The sequence below is a fragment of the Paenibacillus sp. FSL W7-1088 genome (assembly GCF_037969855.1).
Lineage (GTDB): Bacteria > Bacillota > Bacilli > Paenibacillales > Paenibacillaceae > Paenibacillus.
This window is the reverse complement of the sequence record NZ_CP150216.1, coordinates 4272714-4297803: the sequence shown is the minus strand read 5'-3', so window position 1 is coordinate 4297803 and position 25090 is coordinate 4272714. Positions and strand designations below refer to the sequence as shown.

At 44.8% G+C, this 25090-nt stretch carries 24 protein-coding genes; 17 read left to right on the top strand and 7 right to left on the bottom strand.

The annotated features are described in order from the left end of the window. Nucleotides 1-16: 16 nt before the first annotated feature. From MKY42_RS19190 to cydC, 7 genes are all read left to right on the top strand, one after another. Nucleotides 17-838, top strand: a complete 822-nt coding sequence (locus MKY42_RS19190; protein ID WP_179265853.1) for an ABC transporter permease — start codon at nt 17-19, stop codon at nt 836-838. After that, nucleotides 831-1544 (top strand): heme ABC exporter ATP-binding protein CcmA, encoded by a 714-nt coding sequence (ccmA, locus tag MKY42_RS19185; RefSeq protein ID WP_339843997.1) that lies wholly within the window; start codon nt 831-833, stop codon nt 1542-1544. Before MKY42_RS19190 ends, ccmA begins: the two co-directional genes overlap by 8 nt. Before the next feature lie 32 nt (nt 1545-1576). Beyond that, nucleotides 1577-2122 (top strand): redoxin domain-containing protein, encoded by a 546-nt coding sequence (locus MKY42_RS19180; RefSeq protein ID WP_257031375.1) that lies wholly within the window; start codon nt 1577-1579, stop codon nt 2120-2122. Between the two features lie 621 nt (nt 2123-2743). Next, nucleotides 2744-4108: a cytochrome ubiquinol oxidase subunit I gene (locus MKY42_RS19175; protein WP_110001228.1), complete on the top strand. Its 1365-nt coding sequence runs from the start codon at nt 2744-2746 to the stop codon at nt 4106-4108. Beyond that, nucleotides 4105-5118, top strand: a complete 1014-nt coding sequence (locus MKY42_RS19170) for a cytochrome d ubiquinol oxidase subunit II (RefSeq protein WP_339843994.1) — start codon at nt 4105-4107, stop codon at nt 5116-5118. Before MKY42_RS19175 ends, MKY42_RS19170 begins: the two co-directional genes overlap by 4 nt. Before the next feature lie 64 nt (nt 5119-5182). Further along, nucleotides 5183-7021, top strand: coding sequence for a thiol reductant ABC exporter subunit CydD (gene cydD, locus MKY42_RS19165; protein ID WP_339843992.1), 1839 nt, complete (start codon nt 5183-5185; stop codon nt 7019-7021). Further along, complete coding sequence (gene cydC / locus MKY42_RS19160; protein WP_339843990.1) at nt 7018-8751, top strand: thiol reductant ABC exporter subunit CydC; 1734 nt, start codon at nt 7018-7020, stop codon at nt 8749-8751. The genes cydD and cydC overlap by 4 nt, the downstream gene beginning before the upstream one ends. 188 nt (nt 8752-8939) lie before the next feature. Here cydC and MKY42_RS19155 read toward each other — a convergent pair whose 3' ends face one another. Then, the gene (locus MKY42_RS19155) at nt 8940-9419 is read right to left on the bottom strand and encodes a hypothetical protein (RefSeq protein WP_179264295.1); all 480 of its coding nucleotides are present in this window, start codon (nt 9417-9419) and stop codon (nt 8940-8942) included. A gap of 853 nt (nt 9420-10272) precedes the next feature. Between MKY42_RS19155 and MKY42_RS19150 the strand changes: the two genes are divergently transcribed. Together MKY42_RS19150 and nspC are read left to right on the top strand one after the other, a co-directional pair. Beyond that, nucleotides 10273-11511, top strand: a complete 1239-nt coding sequence (locus MKY42_RS19150; RefSeq protein WP_090899692.1) for a saccharopine dehydrogenase family protein — start codon at nt 10273-10275, stop codon at nt 11509-11511. A gap of 1 nt (nt 11512) precedes the next feature. After that, nucleotides 11513-12640, top strand: a complete 1128-nt coding sequence (gene nspC, locus MKY42_RS19145) for a carboxynorspermidine decarboxylase (RefSeq protein WP_163760493.1) — start codon at nt 11513-11515, stop codon at nt 12638-12640. A gap of 88 nt (nt 12641-12728) precedes the next feature. Here nspC and MKY42_RS19140 read toward each other — a convergent pair whose 3' ends face one another. Continuing rightward, a complete protein-coding gene (locus tag MKY42_RS19140; protein WP_090899686.1) occupies nt 12729-13508 on the bottom strand; it encodes an SDR family NAD(P)-dependent oxidoreductase in 780 nt (259 codons plus the stop codon). A gap of 108 nt (nt 13509-13616) precedes the next feature. On the opposite strand from MKY42_RS19140, the gene MKY42_RS19135 reads away from it, so the two are divergent. Together MKY42_RS19135 and MKY42_RS19130 are read left to right on the top strand one after the other, a co-directional pair. Continuing rightward, nucleotides 13617-13973, top strand: a complete 357-nt coding sequence (locus tag MKY42_RS19135; RefSeq protein ID WP_090899683.1) for a MerR family transcriptional regulator — start codon at nt 13617-13619, stop codon at nt 13971-13973. Between the two features lie 123 nt (nt 13974-14096). Then, nucleotides 14097-14969, top strand: a complete 873-nt coding sequence (locus MKY42_RS19130; RefSeq protein WP_063562775.1) for a YitT family protein — start codon at nt 14097-14099, stop codon at nt 14967-14969. A 141-nt stretch (nt 14970-15110) separates the two neighbouring features. Here the strand turns inward: MKY42_RS19130 and MKY42_RS19125 are convergent, their stop codons facing one another. Further along, nucleotides 15111-15929, bottom strand: coding sequence for a MerR family transcriptional regulator (locus MKY42_RS19125; protein ID WP_339843981.1), 819 nt, complete (start codon nt 15927-15929; stop codon nt 15111-15113). 22 nt (nt 15930-15951) lie between these two features. Beyond that, a complete protein-coding gene (locus MKY42_RS19120; protein WP_339843979.1) occupies nt 15952-16491 on the bottom strand; it encodes a GNAT family N-acetyltransferase in 540 nt (179 codons plus the stop codon). 315 nt (nt 16492-16806) lie between these two features. On the opposite strand from MKY42_RS19120, the gene MKY42_RS19115 reads away from it, so the two are divergent. Next, nucleotides 16807-17709: a cation diffusion facilitator family transporter gene (locus MKY42_RS19115; protein ID WP_110001235.1), complete on the top strand. Its 903-nt coding sequence runs from the start codon at nt 16807-16809 to the stop codon at nt 17707-17709. A gap of 95 nt (nt 17710-17804) precedes the next feature. Here the strand turns inward: MKY42_RS19115 and MKY42_RS19110 are convergent, their stop codons facing one another. Beyond that, nucleotides 17805-18668: an AraC family transcriptional regulator gene (locus MKY42_RS19110; RefSeq protein WP_339843974.1), complete on the bottom strand. Its 864-nt coding sequence runs from the start codon at nt 18666-18668 to the stop codon at nt 17805-17807. A gap of 233 nt (nt 18669-18901) precedes the next feature. Between MKY42_RS19110 and MKY42_RS19105 the strand changes: the two genes are divergently transcribed. The 4 genes from MKY42_RS19105 (at nt 18902) to MKY42_RS19090 (ending at nt 22735) form a co-directional block, all read left to right on the top strand. Continuing rightward, a complete protein-coding gene (locus MKY42_RS19105; RefSeq protein WP_339843972.1) occupies nt 18902-20122 on the top strand; it encodes an MFS transporter in 1221 nt (406 codons plus the stop codon). A 426-nt stretch (nt 20123-20548) separates the two neighbouring features. Next, the gene (locus MKY42_RS19100) at nt 20549-21757 is read left to right on the top strand and encodes an MFS transporter (protein ID WP_339843970.1); all 1209 of its coding nucleotides are present in this window, start codon (nt 20549-20551) and stop codon (nt 21755-21757) included. Between the two features lie 35 nt (nt 21758-21792). Further along, the gene (locus tag MKY42_RS19095; RefSeq protein ID WP_090899662.1) at nt 21793-22152 is read left to right on the top strand and encodes a GIY-YIG nuclease family protein; all 360 of its coding nucleotides are present in this window, start codon (nt 21793-21795) and stop codon (nt 22150-22152) included. A 103-nt stretch (nt 22153-22255) separates the two neighbouring features. Next, entirely contained in the window at nt 22256-22735 is a 480-nt protein-coding gene (locus MKY42_RS19090) for a DUF6530 family protein (protein ID WP_076289188.1), read from the top strand. 94 nt (nt 22736-22829) lie between these two features. Here the strand turns inward: MKY42_RS19090 and MKY42_RS19085 are convergent, their stop codons facing one another. Continuing rightward, the gene (locus MKY42_RS19085) at nt 22830-23243 is read right to left on the bottom strand and encodes a MerR family transcriptional regulator (protein WP_076289189.1); all 414 of its coding nucleotides are present in this window, start codon (nt 23241-23243) and stop codon (nt 22830-22832) included. 182 nt (nt 23244-23425) lie between these two features. Between MKY42_RS19085 and MKY42_RS19080 the strand changes: the two genes are divergently transcribed. Continuing rightward, nucleotides 23426-24466 carry an NAD(P)-dependent alcohol dehydrogenase gene (locus MKY42_RS19080; RefSeq protein WP_090899660.1) on the top strand — a complete coding sequence of 347 codons (1041 nt, stop codon included), beginning with the start codon at nt 23426-23428 and terminating at the stop codon, nt 24464-24466. A 151-nt stretch (nt 24467-24617) separates the two neighbouring features. Here the strand turns inward: MKY42_RS19080 and MKY42_RS19075 are convergent, their stop codons facing one another. Next, a complete protein-coding gene (locus tag MKY42_RS19075; RefSeq protein WP_339843966.1) occupies nt 24618-25040 on the bottom strand; it encodes a hypothetical protein in 423 nt (140 codons plus the stop codon). Nucleotides 25041-25090: the final 50 nt, after the last annotated feature.

Here is a 25090-nt window from a genome sequence, read left to right as displayed (position 1 = left end):
AAGATGGTGATGCATGATGGGAGATATGTTCCAAGTCGTTCGACGAGAAATGAAAATGGGCTTTCGCAACCCCTGGTCATATTCATTTTTGATTCTTTTCTGCGTGTTTAGCCTGAGTTTGTTAATCATTAATTCTCAGAATTTTGTAGCAGGCTACTCTGGCACGACAGGTTCCATGTTAAATCTCATTCTTTATCTGTTGCCGCTGATGACCCTCTTTCTGGGCTCGTTCTCGTTGACTTCTGAAAAAGAAGAGGGCAGCTGGCAGCTGTTGTCCACTTACCCCATCGGTACGATGTCTTTTATTGTTGGCAAATATCTCGGTCTGTCCGTTGTATTAATAACGATAGTTACATTTGGTTATGGCCTGATGGGAATTCTCAGCGGATGGATGGACAGCCCTTTAAATGTCATGACATACCTTTTATTTCTGGTATTCTCCTGTGGACTGGTGCTGCTATTTTTGACGATTGCACTGTTTATCGGTTCGTTATCCAAAAATCGCTGGCAAGCGTTAACGATATCCGTATCCGTTTGGTTTTTTGCGGTGATCGGATGGCCTACGCTTCTAATCTCCGTGTTGGGTCTCATGCCTTATCAGTGGGTAAAACCTTTACTCACCGTTCTAACCTTCATCAATCCGGCTGAGCTGGTACGTTTGTTTGTGGTGATTAAACTTGGCGGGGGCTCTATTCTGGGACCTGAATATTATCAGTGGGTAGATTGGTTACAGCCATCGAGCGGGAGCTGGATTTTTATGGGGATATGCCTGCTGTGGATTGCATGTTCGATCGTGGCAGTATACGGGATATGGGAAAGGGGGCGTTCCCATGGATAACGTGGAAGCAGAGATTGTTGGACTGTGTAAATCCATAAAAAAACAACAGATTGTTGAGGATATATCCTTTCGCGTTTCTTCCGGTCATGTGCTTGCCTTATGCGGAGGAAATGGGGCCGGAAAAAGCACCGTTCTGCGTATGCTCGCAGGTATTCTTCAACCTACCTCGGGTGAAATCATTGTAAACAAGATGCGCTGGTCCAAAGAACGAAAGCGATATTCGGAACAGATCGGATATATGCCGGATGATTATCATTTCAACCAGGGTTTGACGGCAGAGGAAGTGCTTCAGTTCTGGGCGGCGTTTAGGAAAGTGCCCAAAGAGCGAGTAACGGAAGTGCTAACCATGGTAGGCTTGGCCGATCAAAAAAAGAAACGAGTCACGACCTTTTCCAAAGGTATGCGGCAGCGTGTGTTATTTGCCCAGGCTCTGCTGGCCAAGCCTCCGCTGCTGATCATTGATGAGCCGACGAATGGACTAGATCCTTTCTGGATGCAGGAGTTTGCAAATCTGATAAAACAGATCAAGGAGGAGGGGCATATGGTTGTGTTCTCCACCCACCAGCTTGAGATTGCAGATGATATTGCAGATCACATTGTTTTTATGAATCAGGGACGTAATGTGGGAGATGGCTCTACTGAGAAGTTTCGAGAGCAGTTTGGGTCGCTTCATGCTGCTTTTCATCATAGTCTTGGCTTAAAATGAAGGTGAATCGATTGGAAATAAAGAATAGAAAAATGAGTGCGAAAATGAGACGTTTGCTTACTATCCTGATTGGAATGGCTGCTGTGCTGGTCGCGGCGTGGGCCATTTATCAGGGGACTTCATCATCCGAGTCCAAAAGGACCAGTGCTATTGAAGCAGGCGTAATTGCCCCCGAATTCACTGCGGTTAACTCAGCAGGAGAACAGGTGAAGCTCTCCGATTATCGGGGCAAAGTCGTCATGATTAACTTCTGGGCTTCATGGTGCACGCCCTGTGTGAGGGAAATGCCAATGATTAATCAGATCGCTCAGACATATCAAAACGATGTAGAGACCCTGTTTGTCAACGTGGGGGAAGCGAAGGGCACCATTCGTGAATTTATGGAGAAACAGCAATTCGATTTCCCTGTTATCATTGATGTGACCGGAAAGGTCTCCGGTCTATATCGCATCACCGGGTTGCCAGCGACCATGATCATAGATCAGGAAGGTATATTCAGTCACATTCTGCTCGGTGAGTTGACCAAGGATATTCCCTTGCAGCAATGGCTGGAGCAGACCGTACAGCAAAAGAATTGAGCTTTGCAAGATGTATGCTTATGAACAAAACAAGTCGAGAAGTCGCTATAGGAGCGGCTTTTTTTGTTTTATTTGTAAGCTGCAATGAGAATCCAGGCAAACGTGAACGATTTTTCCGAACATCTTGCATGCATAGTAGAATGGAAAATCGCAATACCACGGTTGTGCCTGATGAATCAATAGCCCCTTTGGGTGCTTTTAATGCTTTTCACCGAGTTGTCAGAAAGAGTTGATCCTTTCTTGAACATTTAGGGACGAAGACGTGTCAGTGATTGAATTGCTAATTCACAAAGATATAATAATTTTAACTATTAGGTCCCGTTAAGTACTTTGGCCCTTCAGTATCAGGTAAAACACAGCTCGCCAACCCATGCTCAGTCCAGTTACTATGTGGCAATACACAATGATGGTGTGGTAAAGCTTCCTTCGTCTCTTACTTTGTGAAAAAATTCTCTTTGTACATACAACGATGGAGGAATGGTTTGTAGATAAACTCTGAATCAGTCTAGTGGGCTTCTATCAACCTGATATAGAACGCAGTCCGAGGGCTGACTGACCTAATAAGTAAAAGATTCAAATCAGTACAAATATCGAACAGAGTTTGAAAGGAGGCAGTAAAGTATGGCAATCGATACGGTGATGTGGAGCAAGCTGGTGACAGGAATGACACTGGGCTTCCACGCTATTTTTGCGACACTTGGCGTCGGTATACCCCTAATGATCGCAATTGCTGAGTTCATGGGGATTCGCAAGAAGGACCCTCATTACACACTGATGGCGAAGAGGTGGTCAAGAGGGTTTGTCATTTCTGTGGCGGTTGGTGTGGTGACTGGTACTGCGATTTCACTGCAGCTGGCCCTGGTGTGGCCTAATTTTATGAAACTGGCAGGCAATGTCATTGCACTTCCGTTATTTATGGAAGTATTCGCGTTCTTTTTTGAAGCCATCTTCCTGGGCATTTATTTGTATACGTGGGATCGATTCAAAAATCCATACATCCACTGGCTGCTGACGATTCCCATTGTCACCGGTGCAGGGATGTCGGCTGTGTTTATTACGACGGTGAACGGCTTCATGAACCAGCCTGGAGGCTTTGTGATGGAAGCAGGCCAATTCACAGCGGTTAACCCGGTGCAGGCGATGCTGAATACGGCGACGTTCTCCAAGGTGTTTCATGTATTAAGCTCGGCCTATTTGACAGGAGCTGCTCTGTTGGCCGGAATTGCAGCCTTTGCAATGCTGAGAAAAGGGGCGTCTGCCTACCACAAAAAAGCCTTGAATCTCATGATGGCGGTGGTTCTGCTATTCGGCTTACTAAACACGTTAGCGGGAGATGTGTCCGCCAAGTTTCTGGCTGAGCATCAGCCGGAGAAACTTGCAGCAGCAGAATGGCATTTTGAGACGGAAAGTGGCGCAGATTTGATTTTATTGGGATGGCTGAATGCGGAGCATGAAATTATAGGGGCTCTTCACCTGCCGAAACTGCTCAGCTTCCTGGCCTTTAGTGACTTTAATGCCGAAGTAACTGGACTGGAGGAGTTTCCGAAGGACGAATGGCCGCCGCTGCTCGTTCACTACCTGTTTGATTTAATGGCGGGAATCGGATTTACGCTGCTGGTTATCTCGGTTCTGTATTTCCTGTTTGTGTTCTGGAAAAAGCGCAATGAGCTGAACAAGTGGCTGCTTGGGATTATAGCGCTAGGCGCACCGATGGCTTTTCTCGGGGTTGAGCTGGGCTGGTTCTATGCTGAACTTGGACGACAGCCGTGGATTATCCGGGGATATATGCGTGTAGAGGAAGCCGCTACTTCATCACCCAACATCAGAATGATCTTTTTCTTCTTCCTGCTTCTTTACATTGTTCTGGGAGTGATGTGTGTTCTCGTACTAAGACGTTTGTTCAACAATAATCCGGCAGAAGTCGAGATGGAGAAATGGATGAAGGAGAAGCGCAATCCGTCTACAGAAAAGGGTGAGCGTACATGAGTTACGAACTGATTGGCATCTCGGTGCTCTGGCTGTTCTTGTATGGATATTTAATAGTAGCCTCCATTGATTTCGGGGCGGGTTTCTTTGCCTTTTATGCACGCCTGACGAAACAGGATCACCTGATTAATCGTCTGATCTCTCGTTATTTATCACCGGTATGGGAGATTACGAATGTATTTTTTGTCTTTTTCTACATTGGCATCGTTGGATTCTTTCCCGACACGGCTTATTATTACGGATCAGCGCTGCTCGTACCGGGCAGTATTGCTGTCATTTTGCTCGCCATTCGTGGGTCGTTTTATGCCTTTGAGAACTATGGTTCCAAAAATAATATCGTGTATCTGTTTCTATATGGAGCTTCGGGATTGCTTATTCCCGCTTCGCTATCAGTGGCGCTAACGCTGTCTGAAGGTGGTTTTATCGTGAAGCAGGGTTCGATGGTTTCTTTGGATTACTGGACGTTGTTTACCAATCCGTTATCATGGAGCATCGTTGGACTGGCGATTGTGTCTGTATTATTTATTAGCAGCTCATTTCTGGCCTTCTATGCGTCGCGGGCAGAGGATCACGCTGCATTGAAGCTGGTACGGACCTATGCCCTGTTCTGGAGCACACCGACGATTATCATCGCACTGACTGCATTTATTTATTTGGGACAGCACAATGAGCGACATTTTCAAAATATGATGGATTTATGGTGGCTGCTTGCACTTTCCGTTGCCTTCTTCATGATAGCGATGTGGCTGATCTATAACGGACGCCGCTACGGATTAGCGTTTATATGCATCATGCTGCAATTTTTCTGTGCCTTCTTCGCTTACGGAATTGGTCAATATCCTTATATCCTTGATCCGTTCATTACAATTCAAAACAGTGTAACCTCACCAGCAATGGGCTTCGCACTGGTTGTTGTCTTTATCGGTGGCATGTGTATGTTGATTCCTTCCTTGATTCTGGTTTTCAGACTGTTTCTGTTTGATGCGGACTATGTAAAGGGAAAAAAATAAATTGAATTCATTATGCGATGCAAGGGAGTAATCTCACAGGTTCATAGAAAGGAGGAAAGTGAACATGAAGAGGAAAACAAGCCTGATCTCTCAACAAATGTCTGGCCAGCGAAAACGTCTTTCGCTCCTCGCGGTCATTTCACTTGGGCTGGGTGCAGCGATTGTAAGTCAGGCTGCGCTGCTTGCTGAAGCTGTGCAACGGATTTTCGTGGAGAAGGCTTCCCTTTCGTCGGTCGTCATGCTGCTCGGGATACTTCTGGCTGTCATGGTCATACGTACAGGATTGTCTTATGGGAACGGAAAAGTTGGTTTGCATATGGCTGCCAGTGCGAAGACGAATATGCGGGCAGCCGTTCTGGAACATTTGACCCATGCGTCGATGCCATCAACCCTTCATGGCCAAACAGGCGGAAAGGTCAGTGTTGCTCTGGATGCTGTGGATGAGGCTGACAGTTATTTCAGTCAGTATATGCCGCGTATGATGGAGGCTGCCATCATTCCGATTCTGATTTTGGTGGTAACGTTTATGCAGCATGCCAACGCAGGCTTCATTATGCTGTTTACCGCCCCGTTTATCCCCTTGTTCATGATTTTGGTGGGACTGAAGACGAAAAATAAATCAGAGGAGAAATATGCGCAGCTGGCTGAGTTCTCCGGTACGTTTCTGGATTCTCTTCAAGGGCTCGTTTCGTTGAAAATATTTGGACGCGCTCACCGTCAGCAGCAGGAGATTGAGCGCACCAGCCTGGGTTACCGGGATGCCACGATGGGCATTTTGCGGATTGCGTTTACCAATACGTTTATGCTGGAATCGATCGTCATGCTAAGTATCGGTATCGTCGCTCTCGAACTGGCAATCCAGCTGCTTGTATTCAAATCGATGTCGTTCCACACCGCGTTTCTCGTGCTGCTGCTTGTTCCCGAGTTTTACAGTTTGTTGAAAAATACGGGGACGGCTTTTCACAGCGGGCGCACAAGTATGGGAGCGGTTCGTAAGGTAGAGCAGATGCTTGAGGAAACGGCTGGAGAGAACAAATCGTCAGATGGCAAAGAAGGATCAGGCACATCCGATGGGATTGACGAGGTTGATAACACGGATCGGATGGAAAGGGAGAACGGGATAGGGACATTGCAAATGGACCGTTCCAATGACAGTTCCATGCCGCCATCCATCATTTTGAACCATCTCCGTTTTCGATATTCGCCTGAATCATTCGAACTTGAAACTGGCCGGGTCCAGCTTAATCCGGGAGAACACATTGCTATTGTCGGCAAAAGCGGCTCAGGGAAAACGACATTGCTGCATCTCATTGCGGGTTTGCTGAAGCCAGCATCAGGAGAAGTTCTGGTAAATGGACAGCCGTTATCCAAATATGATGAGGCTGTATGGTTCGAACAGGTTAGCTACATTACACAGCATCCGTATATTTTTGCAGGTACATTTGCTGAGAACATTGCGATCGGAGCGGGTCGGACCGTGTCCAGGACGGAAATTGAGCAGGCGGCAGAGGATGCCGGGCTTGCCGAACTTGCTGCCCAGTTGGAGCATGGCTTCGATACCTTGGTTGGAGAAGGGGGACGAGGTCTGTCTGGCGGGGAAAAGCAGCGACTTGCCTTGGCACGTGCTTTCTTGAAGCGTCCATCCATCATATTGTTTGATGAACCCACGGTGGGACTGGATCTGCGCACGGAGCAGATATTGCAACGTTCGATTGCCAGATTGGCTGACAAGGCGACGATGATTACAGTGGCTCACCGGTTATATACCATTCAACATGCCGATTGTATATTGTTTATGGACAACGGTGTGCTAGTGGATTCGGGACGGCATGAAGAGCTTATGGCGCGCCTACCCCAGTATGCCGAGATGATTGAGGTTCAACGAAAGGGGGGCTTAGCATGAATGAACTAGCGATTTTGTCCAAAGCCATGATTCAGGAGCGCAAGGATATCATCTTTTCCATTCTAGGTGGGTTTATTGCAGGGATTGCAGGAGTAGCCCTCTTCTCTGCGAGCGGATATCTGATTTCACAAACGGTCTTTGCGCCACCGCTGTATACCTTAATTGTACTCACCTCGCTGGTCAAGTTGCTTGGACTGCTTCGGGCAGCGAGTCGTTACGGGGAGCGTTTGTATTCCCACCGGGCTACCTTCTCTATGCTTAGCCGTTTGCGTACCTCCTTTTTTGCGAAGCTCATTCCTTTAACGCCGGGAATATTGAACAAAAAGCGAAGCGGGGACCTGCTAGCCCGCATTGTTGGGGATGTGGAGAGCCTGCAACATTATTTTTTGCGAGTTGCTTATCCACCGATCATTGTTGTCATGGTTTTTTTGGCGACAGTGTTGTTTACTTCTGCCTTTTCATTCTGGATTGCGGTTTTGTTTGTAGTAGGTATGCTCACAACGGCATTGGTTGTACCGGGAATAGTTTTGCTTGGACAGCGAAAAATGCATGGTCGTGTTCGCGAGCAACGGGCGCTGCTTTCCACGGAAGTCACCGAAGTATTGTATGGATTCCGGGATTTGAAAGTGTACGGACAACTGGCTCAGCGAGAGCAGCAGCTGCAGCAGGCTTCTGCTGCGTTGACGGACCAGCAGCAAAGGGCTGCCGGACACCTCCTGCGCGGGCAATCCATGCATGCTTTGGTTACGTTCCTTATTTCCTGGGGCGTGCTGACACTTGGTGCTTATCTGATTTTTGATGGAGCGCTGGCTGGCGTGTTTCTTGCAATGCTGGTCATGGCCTCACTAACCGTATTCGAAGAAGCTGCGGCAATGGCGACATTACCTTTGTATAAGCAGGATAGCGAACACGCAGCCAAGCGACTGACGGAAACGATACAGACCTCCGATAGGCAGCGTGTGTCTACGCAGCCAGAAGGAGCGTTATCTGACAATCAGGCTGTTTCGCTTGATCTGTGCGATGTTACGTTTCAATATGAAGGGGAGTGGAGACCGGCGTTAAAGGATATTTCGCTGCAGATTGTACCCGGCTCCAAAACGGCGATTGTTGGACCGAGCGGATCAGGCAAATCAACGATGATTGAATTGCTGCTTAAACTGCGAACACCTACGACTGGGGAGATCCGATTAAATGACATTTCGGTGAAGGAATTGGAGGAGACGAGTATTTGGCAGACGGCAAATGTCGTGTTGCAGCAAAGTCATTTCTTCCGGGGAACGATCCGGGATAACCTGCTGTTGAATGATGATGAACATTCGGACGAGCAACTGTTGGATGTGCTGGCGAAAGTACAGCTGCCGAGTACATCATTGACCGATGTAGTATATGAAAAAGGGGAAAACCTGTCGGACGGCGAGAAGCAGAGGCTGGCTCTGGCACGGGTCATGCTTCGCAAGGGACGGTTATGGCTTCTCGACGAACCAACTTCCTCCATGGATTACGTTACAGAAGAACGAGTGATGAAACATCTCTATGCACAAGCAGCCGAGGATACGCTTCTCTTGATCTGTCATCGGCTTACCGGTCTGGAAGAGATGGATCGGATTGTGGTTATGGAACAGGGAACGATAGTGGAAACAGGCTCCTATGCGGAGTTAATGGAGCAAAAAGGTTATTTTTATGAGATGAAGAAGATCGAGCGGCAAATGATCGGAGAAGCCGAAGGGTAAGGAAATAAGATATACACGGATGTGAATGAGAGTCATGGCAGTTTAAACATTCGCCATACCAAAAAATACACTCGCACACGTTTACACTGTGTGAGTGTATTTTTAGTTTGAAACCCGAAAATGAATGAGGACAAGCATCAATCAAATGAAGCTTTGATTAAACAACTTGTGCTCCAGTACAACAGACCTTAATGGCCTCCTGTATTGGAAGCCCAGACAGGATACCAGCCTGCACTCGGTGTTTCTGTATTGTAAAGCACCAAATTGCCGTCATTTTGAACGATGAGCACGTTACCTCTGAGGTTGGGTGGCACATTGTCGGCTCCATAGTACGATGTAGACCATGCCTTGTTGTCTGACGTCCAGTAAGGTGTGTTTTGGGGATCCTGAAGTACTAGTTTTCCACTCCAATAATCAATCTTGAAATGATTTATTCTTGTGTCACTGGTCTTGGTGTTCCATAACATCGTGCGTGTGCGGTTATCCCAGAGCTGTAGGTCGCCGTAGACGCTGTATTGCAGTGAAAACCTGACGTTGTTGGATACGAGTGGAATCGAGTTGTTATACATAATGTCGTAAATGAGGCGGTCTCCAGCCGCAGACGCTGAAGGAGCGATGGGGAGCAAAAACATGAAAATTGCAGCAAATAGCAAAACGGCTTTTTTCATAAGATCCTCTTTTCTGGGATATATTTTAAATTACATACCAAATATATCATATCTACCTATCAAAATTGTATAAAATTTCAAGTGAACTGAAAATATTTTTGGATGCGTTTTTATGTGAAAATAATTCATTTAACAACTTATTTTAAAACTATTAACACGATAGGATCATCTAAATCCCCAGGTTAGCCACATCTATCATATCGATGTCAGATTCACGAGCTTTCTTCAAGCTCAGGTAAATATCTGCCCCAATAATCAGGCGTGCCGAAGAGCGAAATGTGGGTTCCAAAATAATGAATAAATAAATTTTTAGAGATCGCTTGATTTTTTGCAATGTATCTGATATTGTAAGACCTGTGATTTTGGAAAGCAGATATATCAACATGAATCAGGTCTTTCCAGCAGATAATTTTTGACCACTTCTCTTAAGGAAGTTAAGGCCATACGGACAGCCGGGTCAAACGCCGATTGGCAACTTATGTTGCCTTATTGATTGAGTTAAAAGCTCAAATTTTATAAGTTGGTTACTTTACAACCAGTGCATCTGCACATCAACTTGTGAAACGGTCAATAAGAGTGGTAAAGGCGAATTATTTGCTATATAGACTCTGATCTGATATTGATATACATGAAGAAGCTTTCCGCTACAGGAGTTCTTTTGAACTTTTTTAGTTATGGGAACTTTGCGTCTTTTTAATGATGTATATCGACAAGCAAGTGTGATGATGCGCGTTTGGGGCATTTTTCACCTTGCTTTTTTTGTTGGTTCAGAACGGGCGAAAAGTTGAAAAATGAGAAAAATAATAAAGTTAAATTTTTAAAAAAAATTCATATTGGGTTAGGAGAATGGAAAATGGGAAAAGCACTAATCATCGGCGCCGGCGGCGTAGCTTCAGTAGCAGTTCATAAATGCGTTCAAAACAGCGAAGTATTTGAGGAAATCTGCATCGCAAGTCGTACGAAATCCAAATGTGACGATCTTAAAGCCAAGCTGGACGGCGGTAAAACAAAAATTACGACAGCTCAAGTGGATGCCGACAACGTTGACGAACTGATCGCCCTCATCAACGAAGTTAAACCGGATATCGTCATGAACCTGGCATTGCCTTACCAAGACCTGACAATCATGGATGCTTGCCTTGCAACGAAAACGAACTACATGGATACAGCGAACTATGAGCCGGAAGATACGGCAAAATTTGAATACAAATGGCAATGGGATTACAAAGAGCGTTTTGAAAAAGCAGGAATTACAGCTCTGCTCGGCAGCGGATTTGACCCAGGTGTTACGGGTGTATTCTCTGCTTATGCCCTGAAGCATTACTTTGACGAGATCGAATATATTGACATTCTGGACTGCAACGGTGGGGATCACGGCTACCCGTTCGCAACCAACTTCAACCCTGAAATCAACATCCGCGAAGTTTCGGCTAACGGAAGATATTGGGAAAAAGGTGAATGGATCGAAACAAAACCGATGGAAATTAAACGTGTCTATGACTTCAAAGAAGTTGGCGAGAAAGACATGTATCTGCTTTATCATGAAGAGCTGGAGTCCTTGGCTAAAAACATGCCTGGTCTGAAACGCATTCGTTTCTTCATGACATTTGGTCAAAGCTACCTTACGCACTTGAAAGCACTTGAAAATGTGGGCATGACTTCGATTGAACCTATCGAATACGAAGGCAAACAAATTATTCCTTTGCAATTCCTGAAGGCGGTATTGCCAGATCCGGCGTCCCTTGGACCACGTACTGTGGGTAAAACGAACATCGGCTGTATTTTCAAAGGTAAAAAAGACGGCAAAGACAAAACGTACTACGTGTACAACATTTGCGATCACCAAGAATGCTTCAAAGAAGTCGGCTCCCAAGCGATCTCTTACACAACAGGTGTTCCAGCCATGATTGGTGCAGCAATGGTGATGACGGGCAAATGGAACAAACCAGGCGTATACAACGTGGAAGAGTTCAATCCAGATCCATTCATGGAAGAGTTGAACAAATGGGGTCTCCCATGGGTTGAAGACTTCAACCCGGTACTCGTTGACGAACTGCCAGAAGAAGTCAAAGAATCGGAGCTCGTTCGTTAAGATGCGGTTTGAGCAATTACCGACACCATGTTTTGTTGTTGACGAAGGACTTATCGAAAGAAATCTCAAAATCCTGAACGGTGTTATGCAGCGTACAGGAGCCAAAATCGTGCTGGCTCAGAAAGCATTTTCCATGACCACGATGTATCCGCTCATTGGAGAATATCTGAGCGGTGCAACGGCAAGCGGGCTGTATGAAGCCCGCCTGGGCCATGAGGAGATGGGCAAAGAGAACCACGTCTTTGCCCCGGCCTATCGCGAAGATGAGATTGATGAAATCCTTTCGATTACCGATCATATTATCTTCAATTCATTCTCCCAACTGGAGAAGTTCAAGGGCAAAGCGCTTCAGGCTGGTCGAAAAGTAGGCCTGCGTATTAACCCTGAATGCTCGACTCAGGAGGGACATGAGATCTACGATCCATGTTCTCCTGGCTCAAGGTTTGGTGCAAAGCAAGAAGATTTCCGTGCGGAGCTGCTGGAAGGGGTCTCCGGACTGCATTTCCATACCTTGTGCCAGCAAAATTCAGACGATCTGGAAACGACGCTGAATGCGGTAGAAGAGAAGTTTGGACAATGGCTGCCACAAATGGAATGGATCAACTTCGGCGGTGGACACCATATCACACGCGAGGATTACGACATTCCAAGACTGGAAGCCTGCATCAAACGCATGCAGGAAAAATATGGTCTGGAAGTATATCTGGAGCCGGGCGAAGCAGTTGCGCTGAACGCGGGCTTCCTGGTGACTTCCGTTCTCGATTTCCACAAGAACGGTATGGACATTGCTATTCTGGATACCTCGGCCACATGCCACATGCCGGACGTGCTGGAAATGCCGTATCGCCCACCGCTTATCGGTTCGGGAGAAGCAGGAGAGAAACCTCACCTGTATCGTCTGGGTGGACAAACTTGTCTGTCAGGTGATGTGATCGGCGATTATTCGTTTGATCAACCGCTCAAAACGGGTGACAGATTGGTATTTGAGGACATGGCGATCTACTCCATGGTCAAAACCAATACATTTAACGGCATGCCGTTACCAGCCATCGCAGTAAAAAGAAAAGATGGTGATTGCGAAGTGGTTCGCGAGTTCGGCTATCAGGATTTCAAAATGAGATTGGCTTAATACTTTTTACAGATATAGCAAAAGCAAAAGGGAACCTGACCACAGGTTCCCTTTTGACGTTTAACATAGGATGGGTAAACGGTTGTGTTTATGATTCATCGTTGGGTTTCGAGGCTGCTCTCGCGGCATACGGAAAAATCGGTTCTTTCAATTCGAACTCATAGGTTAATCCATTTACAATACCGACGACGCTTTCGCTGTCATATAACTCAAGCAAAAATCCAGCCATTTGTTCTGCTGTATGGAATTGGGGAACACGGCCCTCATATTCGAACTGGTCCAGATCAAAAGCACGTTCCGCAAATTCCGTTTCCGTTGCCGCAGGCGCAAGTACTTTGGCTTGCATTGCTGCACGCTTTCCTTTTAATTCCTGTGCGAGCCCTTCCGTAAAGGCACTTACATAGAACTTTGTTGCACAGTAGGTTACTGCATCCGCCACGATCGTATATCCACCTCCAGAGGAGATGTTAATAATCTGTGTGCCCTCAACCTCTGCATAATCACGTACATAGAGGGAAGAAAGAATGGTTAATGCTTCTATATTCAGATGAAGCATCTGTTCGATTTTAGGTAGATGCTGTTCACCAACCGAAGCAAAATTTCCGAACCCTGCGTTGTTAATCCATGTCTCGATTGAGTACTGATGGAGACTTTCATAAAATGCATGGACATTGGCAGCGATGGACAGATCCACCGTGCGAATGACGATGTCCAAATCAGAATCAATTTCAGTTACTTTCGATTTTAACTTCTCCAGTTCGTCGGTTCTGCGTGCAGCCAGGATCAAATGTTTGCCGCGAGCCGCAAAAGCCAAAGCTGCTTCATAGCCAATGCCCGAACTGGCACCGGTAATCACTGTATACTTCATGGATATTCCTCCTGGATTCGGTTCATTATTTATTGTGATATGACTACGAGTTGATTATACTGATTAGAGCTTACTCTAAGTCAAGCGGAATATAGAAGGAGGATCACTATGCATACAATCGGTGAAGTGGCTGAACTACTCGGTATCAGTACCCACACATTGCGTTATTATGAGAAGGAGCAGATTATCATACCGCTCCGTGATGCTAGTGGAGATAGACGATACAACGAATCACATCTGAATTGGTTGCAATTTGTAATCAAACTAAAAGAGACTCAAATGCCCATCGCTATCATCAAAAAGTACGCATCCTTATATCAGGAAGGTGAGCATACGGCTGCAGAGCGTTTGAAGTTGCTGGAAGAGCACAAAGAGGCGATTCAACAGCAGATGCACACACTTCACGCAGCAGATCAGATGCTGGAGAATAAAATTACGGCATATCGAGTATCAATCGGGAAATAATGTAATCTGATCGAGGAAACGAGCAGAGCGAATTCAGTGGTTGCCTATGTGACGATATATTGCCAAAATAGTGAATTTTGTTATAGACTATTTTTTATGTTTGTTCATCAAGGGGGAAAAGGAATGAATCAAAGGAACGTGCAAAAGTCTAACAAACTGAAAATTATCTCCAAAGTGTTATTGATTATGATCGGGGCTTTTATTACCTCGTATGGTCTGGAAGCTGTATTAATTCCAAATAATGTATCAGACGGTGGTGTGACAGGTCTTAGTATCGTGGGTTCACAACTGTTTGGTTTACCGTTAGGTATGCTGATTGGTATCATCAACATTCCATTTGTATGGTTAGGCTACAAACAAATAGGTAAGAGCTTTGCTATTTACTCCATTATCGGTATTGCCTCGCTAGCTGTGGGTACAAGCCTTATGCACCATGTACCAACGATTATTCAAGGGGATACACTGTTAATTACCGTTGTAGGCGGGATTATTATCGGTTTTGGTATGGGTTTGGCGCTGCGTAATGGTGGGGCATTGGATGGAATCGATATGTTGGCTGTCCTGCTTTCACGCAAATTACCTTTTGGAACCAGTGATCTAATCTTATTCTTGAACATGTTTGTCTTTATTGTCGTATCCACTGTATTTGGTCTGCAAGGGGCGATCCTGTCCGCACTTGCTTATTACATCGCTTCCAAAGTGATACATATTGTTGAGGAAGGTTTGAGCGGCTCCAAAACCTTTAAAATTATTACCAATCAACCGGAGATCATGGTCGAAACCATTCGTGATCGATTAGGTCGTGGAGCAACGTATACCGATGCTTACGGCGGGTATACCAATGAACAATTCAAAGAGATTACCTGCGTAATCAACCGTATGGAGGAAAGCAAAATCAAGGATATCATTCACGAAATTGATCCTAATGCTTTTATTGTAGTGTACGACGTAGCCGAAGTGAAGGGCGGCAATTTCAAAAAGAAAGATATTCACTAATCACTACAAGCAGGAGTTAATGTCGGGGAGAAAAGGATATAACATAAAAAAAGTCGCTAATAATTTAGCGACTTTTTTTGTTATAAGGGTAGAAGTTATGGCATCCAGTCGAATTCTATAACTTCTACCCTTTGAAGTTCATCATGCTTTGGCAATCCGCAGCTGTATTTCGGTCAGAAATTGCTCGGTAATGATCGTATCACGATTATCAATTTCATAAATTTCAAAAGGATCACCCATTACACGGAATCCATTGTCATTCGCATAAGCAACGACCTCAAGCATTTTTTCATAACTTTGACGGTAGTTACCCCGATAAAAGAGGGACAGATACTCACCAGCTGGCAGCATGTAATCATAATTGATCGTTCTGGCTTCGTCAGGATTAAAAATAAAGAAGACGGAGTTAAAGACATCCCTTACGCCATGCTTTAATTCCTCAAGGGACACGGATGCACCATATAATTGGTTGCCGAAGTCCGGAATGTGACTTTTATGCTTTTGATGCAGTTTCTTAATGGCGTAATCCATCTCCTCATCCTTCGTTATACGTGTATTGAGATGAAGACACGGCCGGTCAGGATACGTTTTGATGGAGAAAACTCCTGTCTGAATTTTGCTGGCATCAGTTAACACCTTTATTCTGCCCTGAATCATACGCTGCGTGGTTTCGAGTTTGGCTATTTGTTTCTTAATTAGTTCCTGTTCAGTGAACAACAATTGAAGCGTATTTTCGACACTTTGCTCATCCAAATACGCCTTGATCTGTTGCATCGTAAAATCCAACTGGCGCAGGTCCCGGATGATATTCAGCTTATACATATCCTGAAGGCTATACAGACGATACCCGTTTCCGTCTCGCCGAGGCTCCAGCAGCCCTAATTTCTCGTAATAACGCAGTGCATCAACACCTATTCCGTAAAGCTTCGAGATTTCATTGATTTTATAATCATTTTTCATCGGTTTTTTTCCTCATTTATACTCAGCTAATATATGCGTGTGCGTATGCCGAAGGCGCGCCATACACTTCCTTATACAGTAATTCTCTCACCATTTCAAATTGTGTCGGGGTCAACTTTGTCGGATAACTCATGATCTGTAAAGGTAAGGTTTGCTGCCTGACAGCCCGAAGGGGCGGCTGAACATAAGAATGATCCCCCAGGCAGAATCCCAGGCGCTCATAAAATCCGATTCTTCTCCGCTTTAGCTCATCTTCTGGTAATTCAACTTCCAAGATAACCGGCTTGGCTGACTGGTTCATGAAACGCTCCATTAACCACTTGCCAATGCCGCCTCCACGAATGTTCGGGGAAACAGCCAAATGCTCAACATATCTGAACGACTCGAACTCCCAGCCTGCGAGAAAACCAATCACGTCATTCTGCTCATTTTCCTCTGTAAGAAGGCGATAGCATGAATGGGACAGCAGTTTCTTCTGTTCTGAATATTCCCGGTATTCGGCTTCGGGAAATGATTGCTTCATAATTTCAAACACGTGGTCAAACTGTTTTTGCAAGATCATCTTCATCCACTCCTGATTCGTAAAGCCATATTTGATATACAACACGATAAACCCTGGGACGATACCAGAGTCAAGCTATATGCGGAAAAGGTGGGGCAAACCGAAGTAAAGAGGAGCATTGTGACTGGAGAAGGTGTACGATTCACAATATCTAAAAGTTTACTTATCGCAACTTTTTTTGGCCGAGGTCAAACTCTTTCGTTGTACAGACATTGTTTTACTTGGTTCAAAACGTTTCTCTAGACCCACACAACATCGTGATGATACCATCGTACAAGTGCTAGAAAACAGTTGGAATCAGGGGGATTACGTTTCGTGGAGCAAATAAAGTACGACAACTTAAAATTGGGTGAAAAGGGAGCAATCATCAGTATTATTGCTTATATTGGTTTGACTGCAATTAAAATGATGATCGGTTATATGTCTAATTCAGAAGCTTTAAAAGCCGATGGGTTAAACAATGCTACCGATATTATAGCTTCGATCGCGGTTCTTATCGGTCTGAGACTTGCTCAACGACCTGCTGATCAAGATCATACATACGGACATTGGAAAGCTGAGACTGTTGCCTCACTGGTTGCGTCTTTCATAATGATGGTAGTTGGGCTGCAAGTGCTTTACGGAGCGATTACATCCGTATTCGAGGGGAAAAGCGAATCTCCGGACCTCATCGCAGCCTGGACAGGCATTTTCTGTGCCGCTGTGATGTATCTGGTTTACAGATATAACAAAAGACTTGCTTTGAAAATCAAGAGCCAGGCGGTTATGGCAGCTGCAAAAGACAATATCTCGGATGCCTGGGTTAGCATAGGGATAGTTGTAGGGATTATTGGTTCCCAATTCGGCCTGCCATGGCTCGACCCATTAACAGCAGTAGCGGTGGGCATCCTAATATGTAAAACCGCCTGGGACATTTTTCGGGAAGCTACACACCATCTTACAGATGGATTTGACGAAGAGCTAATCAAGGAATACAGGAGTACAATTGCCAATGTGGACGGGGTAGAGGCAGTTAAGGATTTAAGAGCACGGAATTATGGTAATAATGCTGTTGTCGATGTGGTCATTCTGGTACGATCGGATTTGGATCTGCAGAAAGCTCATGATATTTCAACAAATGTAGAAGACGAGCTGTTAAAAGAGCATGAGGTGTACACTGTTCATGTTCACGTTGAACCAGACTCTGACGAAGCCTCTAACGAAGTACTTATATTATAAAATAGGAGCGGCACATATGAGAACGTTCCAGTAAATATGAATGTAGTCTCTTCTTGACGTAAGACAGAACAGGTAGCCCTTCGGCTACCTGTTTTTTAGTTGGAAGGGTCACCAAACATGTCCTTTTGATTTCTTTTGCGGAAACTTCTCGGAGATTCACCGACCGTTTTGGTAAATAGAATCGTAAAGTAGTTTGGGTTCTCGTAACCCACCAACTTGGAGATTTCCCATACTTTTTTCTTGGTCGAAACCAACAATCGGGTCGCTTCTCCCATTCTTCGCTGAATGAGGTAATGATAGGGGGAGATGCCGTAGCAATTTTTATACATATGAATCAAGTAGTAGAAATCGATATGGAATTGGTCAGCCAAGTCCTTGAGCTTAATATGTTGACGGTAGTTTGTATCCAAATAATCTTTGATGCTTTCAGCGAGGGTATTACTCCGAACGATCTCATTGGCTGCGCGCTGGTGCTGAGACATGCGATCGATAATCAGCAGAACGGCATTCAGCAGATGATGAGAGATAGAGTTGTATCCTTCTTCCCGGATTGAAAATTCATTGAACATGGTCTGCATTAACGAACGGATCTCTTCGGAATAACGATTGGCACGAACAACTGGATCACTACCAGGAGGAACAACCCAATCGTTGTTGGCACGAGTGCCCTCTTTGAACCGAAAGCCGCAATAAAAGGTGGATAAAGGGAATTCCGGGTCCGATCTTTCCTCGTGAAGCGTTCCCTTATTGTATACAAGAACATCTCCCTTTTGAGCCGAGTGCTTTGTCCCATCAATCGTGAACGAGCCCTGACCCTCATTAACATAAATAATCTCATGCAAATCGTCATGCTTATGGGTCGGAAAACTCCAATGGGGATTATCTGCCAACTTCCCTACATAAATAATAATGCAATCTTGATCTTCATGCAGTCGGTCGGGCTCATGGCGTGTATTCATTAATGTCTTCCCTTCAAGATTCTGTGGTGAAATGACAACATACATAATGTTTTGGATGAAGATCACAACAACCTTGATTGTCGCTTAGCATGTCTGACAGTACAATTTCACTATTCAATAATATGTACTATATATTGAATGGAAGGGATGTGAAAGCAAAATTTGTTAAGAATGGAATCCATTTAAGAAAATGAAACGCTTGCAACATTAGAGAGAATTGTGAGGGCTTATTCTTGACTAGAAAAAGAGAAAATTTACTTATTTTAACACTTACATTGGTTAGCTTTGTATTGGGAACAACCGAATACGTAATTGTAGGCGTATTAAAGGAAATCGAAACCTATCTGAAAGTATCGCTGGCTGCCGCAGGCGCGCTCGTATCCGGCTTTGCGATTGCCTATGCGATCGGGACACCGTTTGCCGTTGCGTTCTTGGCCAAAATCCCCCGAAGAAACTCCATTTTAATCGGGTTTGCAGTCGTGCTGGTCTTGAACGTACTTACCATTTTCTCAACGACATTCTATTCCTTGATGGTTATTCGGATCATTTCAGCCGTAGCATGTGGACTTACGATATCCCTTTCGATCTCAATTGCAAGCGATGCAGTCAACCGGGAACGAAGAGGGGAAGCGATCGCCTGGATACTGGGCGGCTTTTCCATTGCCAATGTGCTTGGCGTTCCGCTTGGCACCTTCATCGGACAGCATCTGAACTGGTCCATGACGTTTGTTGTTACGGCATGCATCGGGGCCGTGCCATTCCTATTCATGTTTCGGATACTTCCAAGGCAAACAACGACCATTGCCGGTTCATTCAGTGATCAGATGGCGCTATTTATGAAGCCGCGCATATTGCTGGCCTGCTTGATTCCGGTTCTTGGAAACAGTTGTATTTTTGTAATCTTTACGTATATCACTCCGCTGCTGGGGCAGTCCATGGGTATACCTGCACGCTGGATTAGCGCTGTACTCCTCATTTACGGTGCCTGCAGCATACTAAGCAATTGGATCGGTGCCAAAATAGCCAAAGGCGATTTCTTGCCCAAGCTCAAGTGGCTTTTCGTCATTCAGGCAGTCATCTTTCTTGGACTCAGCTTCACCGTGTCTCACCAGTGGCTGGGCTTGGCGTTCCTGTTCCTGATCGGTTGCCTGTCGTCATCCATGAGCGCGGCGTCCCAGCTCTATCTGTTCGACGTCTCTGGAGCAATCGCGCCGAATTCCAGACCGTTCGCATCCACGCTGCTGCCCGTGGCAGCAAATGTGGGGATAGCTCTCGGCTCCGGAGTTGGCGGGCTTGCTGTCAATTTAGGTGGTGTGACGTGGGTGCCACCAGTAGCTGTGATACTAGCTCTGATGGCTTTTGTAATCACAGCGACCTGCCAGCGATCCATTCAATTGAAGCCGGAGGGAGCCACCGCTCCTAAAGTAGACTATTCGATTCCAAGTCCTAATTAGTAGCCTCTGAAGTCTGCTTCTTTGGTCCACAAGTGTGACTATTCATTGAGTAAGCAAATTGAAACGACATAATCATACATGTTTGAGCACGGAAAGCCGCTAATTTAGCGGCTTTTTTTGTTTTTTGGATAGATTTCTAACACAAAAATTATTGTGAAAATATGCTGAACAGCACCTTTTTCCCATGGATCACTTGTTGTTCAAAAGCAGAATTGAAAAGGAAGCTTTCAAAAAAACGGTTGACGAAGGAAGATATCCTGTATAGAATGAAGCCGTGATTTAGTAAATTAGTAATTTAGTAAATTACTAAATAAAAAGTTGGAGGATAGGAGGAATAAAAATGAAAGAAGCAGTTGCTTTATGATGAAATGAATAGTGAACGGCTGCGCGCGTTAGCAAAAATCTTAAAGGATATGGGGTATTAACATGTTTGCCAATCCATATGTTCGAACTATTATTTTTTCCCGGGTGCTCTTGCAGCTCGGAATTTGGATCCGAAATTATGCCGTTCTTCTTTATGTCTCCGAATTGACGCATAATAATCCGGTTGATATTTCACTGATTTCGGTAGCGGAATTTTCACCGATCTTTATATTTGGTCTGATTGGTGGTACCTTTGCCGATCGATGGCGGCCGAAAAGAACAATGGTATGGAGTGATTTATTATCCGGTTTATCCGTTGGTGTTGTATTGCTTACGGTCATGAATGGTGGATGGATTGCACTTCTGATTGGATCATTCGTTTCTGCCAGTTTGTCACAGTTTTCTCAGCCTTCGGCGATGAAACTGTACAAAAGGCATGTACCAGCCGAACAATTGCAGGGCGTCATGGCTATGTCCCAAACGCTTGTTGCTGTCTTTATGGTTTTGGGGCCGGTCATTGGCACGTTTATTTTCATTAAGTTTGGCATTAGCGTATCCCTCATCCTGACAGCGATCATGTTTCTGGGCTCTTCGCTTGTATTATTATCGCTTCCCCGAGATGTAGAGGAGGAGAAATCAGGGAATAGTGGCGGCTTCGTTAAAGAGCTCACGGATGGCCTGCGTTATATCGGGGCGAATAAATCCTTGAGAACACTTGGATTAACTTTCTCGGCAGTTGGTTTGGCATCAGGACTGACTCAGCCGCTTCAGCTCTTTCTTGTCATTGAAAATTTGGGCCAGGATAAAGAGTTCTTGCAATGGCTGGTGATGGCGAATGGGGCAGCCATGTTGGTCGGAGGTGCTGTGATCATGGCGATCGCTAAAAAAGTCAAGCCACAGGTATTGCTTTTAGTCGGCTTACTTGTTAATGCAATCTGTACGGTTGGAATGGGTGCATCAACACAAATTTGGTTAACCATTATTCTGCTCGTAATCAGCGGTTTGTTCTTCCCGTGTATCCAAGGTGGAATTCAGACGCTTCTTGTGCGGAATACGGAAGGGGCATTTATTGGCCGTGTATCCGGAGCGATCATGCCGATTTTTATGGGAATGATGGTAATTGGCATGCTTACCTCCGGATATCTCAAGGATATGTTTTCCTTGCTTAGTGTATTTATAGCGAGTGGTTTTTTTGTGATAATCGGTGCGTTATTATTGCTACCTATTGTCATTGAAAGAAGAAATAAAGCCGAGGAAACTCCATCATCATGACGGAAAGGGAAATGAAACGATAAGGAGAGAGACACATGGATATGAATAAGCGCAGGGAGCTGCTGGAGGAGTACAAACAGATCAAGACATATATGGGCGTAGCCCAAATTAAAAACAAAATTAACGGTAAGATCTATATCGACAGCTATCCCAACTTGAAAAACAAATGGTTTACTCTGCAGATGCAGCTGGATCAAGGACGATTTGCGAATGCCGAGTTACAAAAAGAATGGAGAGAATTTGGAGAAGAGGCATTCACTTATGAGGTTCTGGAACAGAAGGACATCGATAAGGTGATGGATATGCGTTGGGAACAAAAACAAATCCTGAAGCCGTGGCTTCAGAAGTTACAGCCTTACGGAGACAAGGGCTATAATAGACCTCCAAAGAATTAAATCATCTAAGAGGAAACTGATTTGACTAACGCTTAAAATCAAGATAAGATGAAACCGTCGTTTAGTAAATTAGTAAAAAGGTAAACGGAATGAGGGAATGAAATTGAAAATACCTACAACGTTAAAACATAAACCTGTTGTCGTATCGGATAATTATGAAAAGGTTGACGGCCGGATGGCCGGGAACACCGACGCCAAAGGTCTTTCCCTGGGATTGGCCCAGTGGAACGATAGAGGAAAGGTTGATATTTCAGCCAAGGTATGGAGATACACCGGAGAAAAGTGGTCCAGACAATCCGAGGAACTACCTCTCCATCGCGTGCTGGATTTGTCCATTCTGATCTGTCGGTCTTTGGAACATTTTCGCGAGGCTTATAGATATGAAAATTTATATGACCCAGAGCAGCCTGTCATCGATCGTGTTGGACTGCAAGGGGACGCAATGTCCGTGGAAATCTGTACGGACAATGAGAGAATAAATGAAGATATTAAGCTGTTCAGCCAAGCTCTGAGTGATGACGATGAAATGATCGGCGAGCGTTTGCGTACATTATCCAAGATATTAAAGGATATGGGTTATTAAAAAGGAAACGTCATCCTCAAGTGGATGGAGTAAAAAGAGCCTAGACGTCTACAGATGTCTAGGCTTTTTGTTATGAGTCGAATACAACGCGTAATTAGTTAGCAATGAAATTACCCATTCGATTGCTTTTATGAATCTCTTCCGTTCCAGCATCGAGAGCAGTCCTGTAATAAGCACGTTTATGTTCAATGACTTCCATAGTTTTTCTAAGTTCTTCCATCTGCGCTTCTACACTCGCCTTGCGTTCTGTAAACATGTCATATCGCTCCTGCAAAGTAGAATCCCCCTCGGAACACCATGCAATAAAATCTTTGATATCCTTAATCGGCATCCCGGTAGATTTCAGACATTGAATGATCTTTAAAAAATCGATGTCCGATTCTTTGAAGTTTCGAGCTCCGCCAGGGGTACGTTCTACAAAAGGCATGAGTCCTTCCTTGTCGTAGTAACGCAAGGTATATACGGTTAGATTCAATTCTTTAGCAACTTCGCTAATTGAATATGTCATTTATTTTCCCCTTTTCTTACTAGTATAGACTTCGAGCTAACTCTAGGATTATCTTTTGGGATTTTACCACGCAGTTTGCAGGATGTCAAAGTTTCTAAAAAGGGTTGACTTAGAGTTAACTAGAGGGATTAAGATCGTTTTGCAAGAGAAAAGGAAGAATGACAATCTTAGGAGGTTTTATGATGATAACTGCTAAAGCACGAGCTGTTGATGGTCCGGACCAATCGTTCCGGGCAGCTGAGATTAAACGACGCGATCTTGATTTGCACGATGTCCTGATCGAGATTAAATATGCCGGCATCTGCCACTCTGACATCCATACTGCTCACGGCGAATGGGGTCCCGTAAACTATCCGCTCGTACCTGGCCATGAAATCGCAGGAATTGTTACCGATGTAGGAGCCGAGGTTTCAAAGTATAAAGTTGGTGACCGAGTAGGGGTTGGATGCATGGTTGACTCCTGTGGCGAATGTGAGAACTGCCGCCAAGGAGAAGAGCAGTACTGTCTCAAAGGAAATGTTCCCACCTACGCGGGTGTTGATAAATACGGCGAACCTACTCAAGGTGGGTACTCCACTCACATCGTCGTAACCGAGGAGTTCATCGTTCGTATTCCGGACAACATTGAGCTGGATGTCGCTGCACCACTCCTATGTGCAGGTATTACAACATACTCGCCGTTAAATCATTGGGGAGCTGGACCAGGTAAAAAAATAGCGATTGTAGGTATGGGTGGTCTAGGTCACATGGCTGTTAAAATTGCACATGCCATGGGCGCAGAAGTAACTGTCCTGTCACAATCATTGAAGAAAAAAGAGGATGGTTTGCAATTCGGTGCAGATCATTATTATGCCACAAGCGAACCAGAAACGTTTGCCAAACTCGCCGGGTCGTTTGATCTGATTATTAACACGGTCAGTGCAAATATCGACATCAATGCTTACTTCTCACTGCTCACTCTGGATGGCACACTGGTTAATGTAGGTGCTCCTGGGGAGCCGTTGGCAGTAAACGTAATGTCCCTCATCGGTCACCGTCGTTCATTTGCAGGTTCAATGATCGGTGGCATCCGTGAGACTCAGGAAATGCTTGATTTCTGTGCAGAACATAATATTGTTCCTATGATCGAAGTCATTTCAGCTGACCAAATTGACGAGGCATACCAACGTGTATTAGCTTCAGATGTGAAGTACAGATTCGTAATCGACACGAGCACAATTTAAGTTGTTTTTAAGTAGTCTGTAAAGACCTTTACCATGTGATCTATCTATAATTAGAAAATAGAAAATCCAATCGCTAATAACATGCGATTGGATTTTTCTTCTTTATGACGAAGGAGACGGTAAGAAACCATTTGAAAAATGAGCTGTTGTATTAATCTGAAACGACTAATCCATCAAAGTTCTCAGGGCCTACACGGATCGTACCGAGCAAGTTGGAGCTTACGAATGCAGTGTATGTCAATTGAGGGGTAATAGGCGGATTGAAATCATCCGCAGAGAACGTAATGACCTGAGGCGCCAAAATACTCAAATTAAATGTGGAAGTCGCTGAGTAAATGACCGGGTCAGTGGACAAGGTACCTCTTACAATAGTAATCGTAATTCCGACAAGAGCTAATGGCAATTGTACAGAAATGGTTCCTTTAAATTGAACTCTGGGGTTAGCACCTGCACCTGCGGTCTGAAGACCAATTTGTCCGAACAATTGCGGCGTGTTGATTACCAGAATCGGAATAGCAATCGAGTTAGCCAAACTTGCGTTTTGCGATGTTCTCGCATCAAGAAATGTTGTCATTGAATCTACCTCCTAGTCAGTGGGATAGGATAGTATATTCGAAGGTTACT

Excerpts from the sequence above, each read along its gene's own strand:
- MKY42_RS19190 (WP_179265853.1), top strand. The coding sequence starts at position 17 with ATGGGAGATATGTTCCAAGTCGTTCGACGAGAAATGAAAATGGGCTTT.
- ccmA (WP_339843997.1), top strand. The coding sequence starts at position 831 with ATGGATAACGTGGAAGCAGAGATTGTTGGACTGTGTAAATCCATAAAA.
- MKY42_RS19180 (WP_257031375.1), top strand. The coding sequence starts at position 1,577 with ATGAGTGCGAAAATGAGACGTTTGCTTACTATCCTGATTGGAATGGCT.
- MKY42_RS19175 (WP_110001228.1), top strand. The coding sequence starts at position 2,744 with ATGGCAATCGATACGGTGATGTGGAGCAAGCTGGTGACAGGAATGACA.
- MKY42_RS19170 (WP_339843994.1), top strand. The coding sequence starts at position 4,105 with ATGAGTTACGAACTGATTGGCATCTCGGTGCTCTGGCTGTTCTTGTAT.
- cydD (WP_339843992.1), top strand. The coding sequence starts at position 5,183 with ATGAAGAGGAAAACAAGCCTGATCTCTCAACAAATGTCTGGCCAGCGA.
- cydC (WP_339843990.1), top strand. The coding sequence starts at position 7,018 with ATGAATGAACTAGCGATTTTGTCCAAAGCCATGATTCAGGAGCGCAAG.
- MKY42_RS19155 (WP_179264295.1), bottom strand. The coding sequence starts at position 9,419 with ATGAAAAAAGCCGTTTTGCTATTTGCTGCAATTTTCATGTTTTTGCTC.
- MKY42_RS19150 (WP_090899692.1), top strand. The coding sequence starts at position 10,273 with ATGGGAAAAGCACTAATCATCGGCGCCGGCGGCGTAGCTTCAGTAGCA.
- nspC (WP_163760493.1), top strand. The coding sequence starts at position 11,513 with ATGCGGTTTGAGCAATTACCGACACCATGTTTTGTTGTTGACGAAGGA.
- MKY42_RS19140 (WP_090899686.1), bottom strand. The coding sequence starts at position 13,508 with ATGAAGTATACAGTGATTACCGGTGCCAGTTCGGGCATTGGCTATGAA.
- MKY42_RS19135 (WP_090899683.1), top strand. The coding sequence starts at position 13,617 with ATGCATACAATCGGTGAAGTGGCTGAACTACTCGGTATCAGTACCCAC.
- MKY42_RS19130 (WP_063562775.1), top strand. The coding sequence starts at position 14,097 with ATGAATCAAAGGAACGTGCAAAAGTCTAACAAACTGAAAATTATCTCC.
- MKY42_RS19125 (WP_339843981.1), bottom strand. The coding sequence starts at position 15,929 with ATGAAAAATGATTATAAAATCAATGAAATCTCGAAGCTTTACGGAATA.
- MKY42_RS19120 (WP_339843979.1), bottom strand. The coding sequence starts at position 16,491 with ATGATCTTGCAAAAACAGTTTGACCACGTGTTTGAAATTATGAAGCAA.
- MKY42_RS19110 (WP_339843974.1), bottom strand. The coding sequence starts at position 18,668 with ATGAATACACGCCATGAGCCCGACCGACTGCATGAAGATCAAGATTGC.
- MKY42_RS19100 (WP_339843970.1), top strand. The coding sequence starts at position 20,549 with ATGTTTGCCAATCCATATGTTCGAACTATTATTTTTTCCCGGGTGCTC.
- MKY42_RS19095 (WP_090899662.1), top strand. The coding sequence starts at position 21,793 with ATGGATATGAATAAGCGCAGGGAGCTGCTGGAGGAGTACAAACAGATC.
- MKY42_RS19085 (WP_076289189.1), bottom strand. The coding sequence starts at position 23,243 with ATGACATATTCAATTAGCGAAGTTGCTAAAGAATTGAATCTAACCGTA.
- MKY42_RS19080 (WP_090899660.1), top strand. The coding sequence starts at position 23,426 with ATGATAACTGCTAAAGCACGAGCTGTTGATGGTCCGGACCAATCGTTC.
- MKY42_RS19075 (WP_339843966.1), bottom strand. The coding sequence starts at position 25,040 with ATGACAACATTTCTTGATGCGAGAACATCGCAAAACGCAAGTTTGGCT.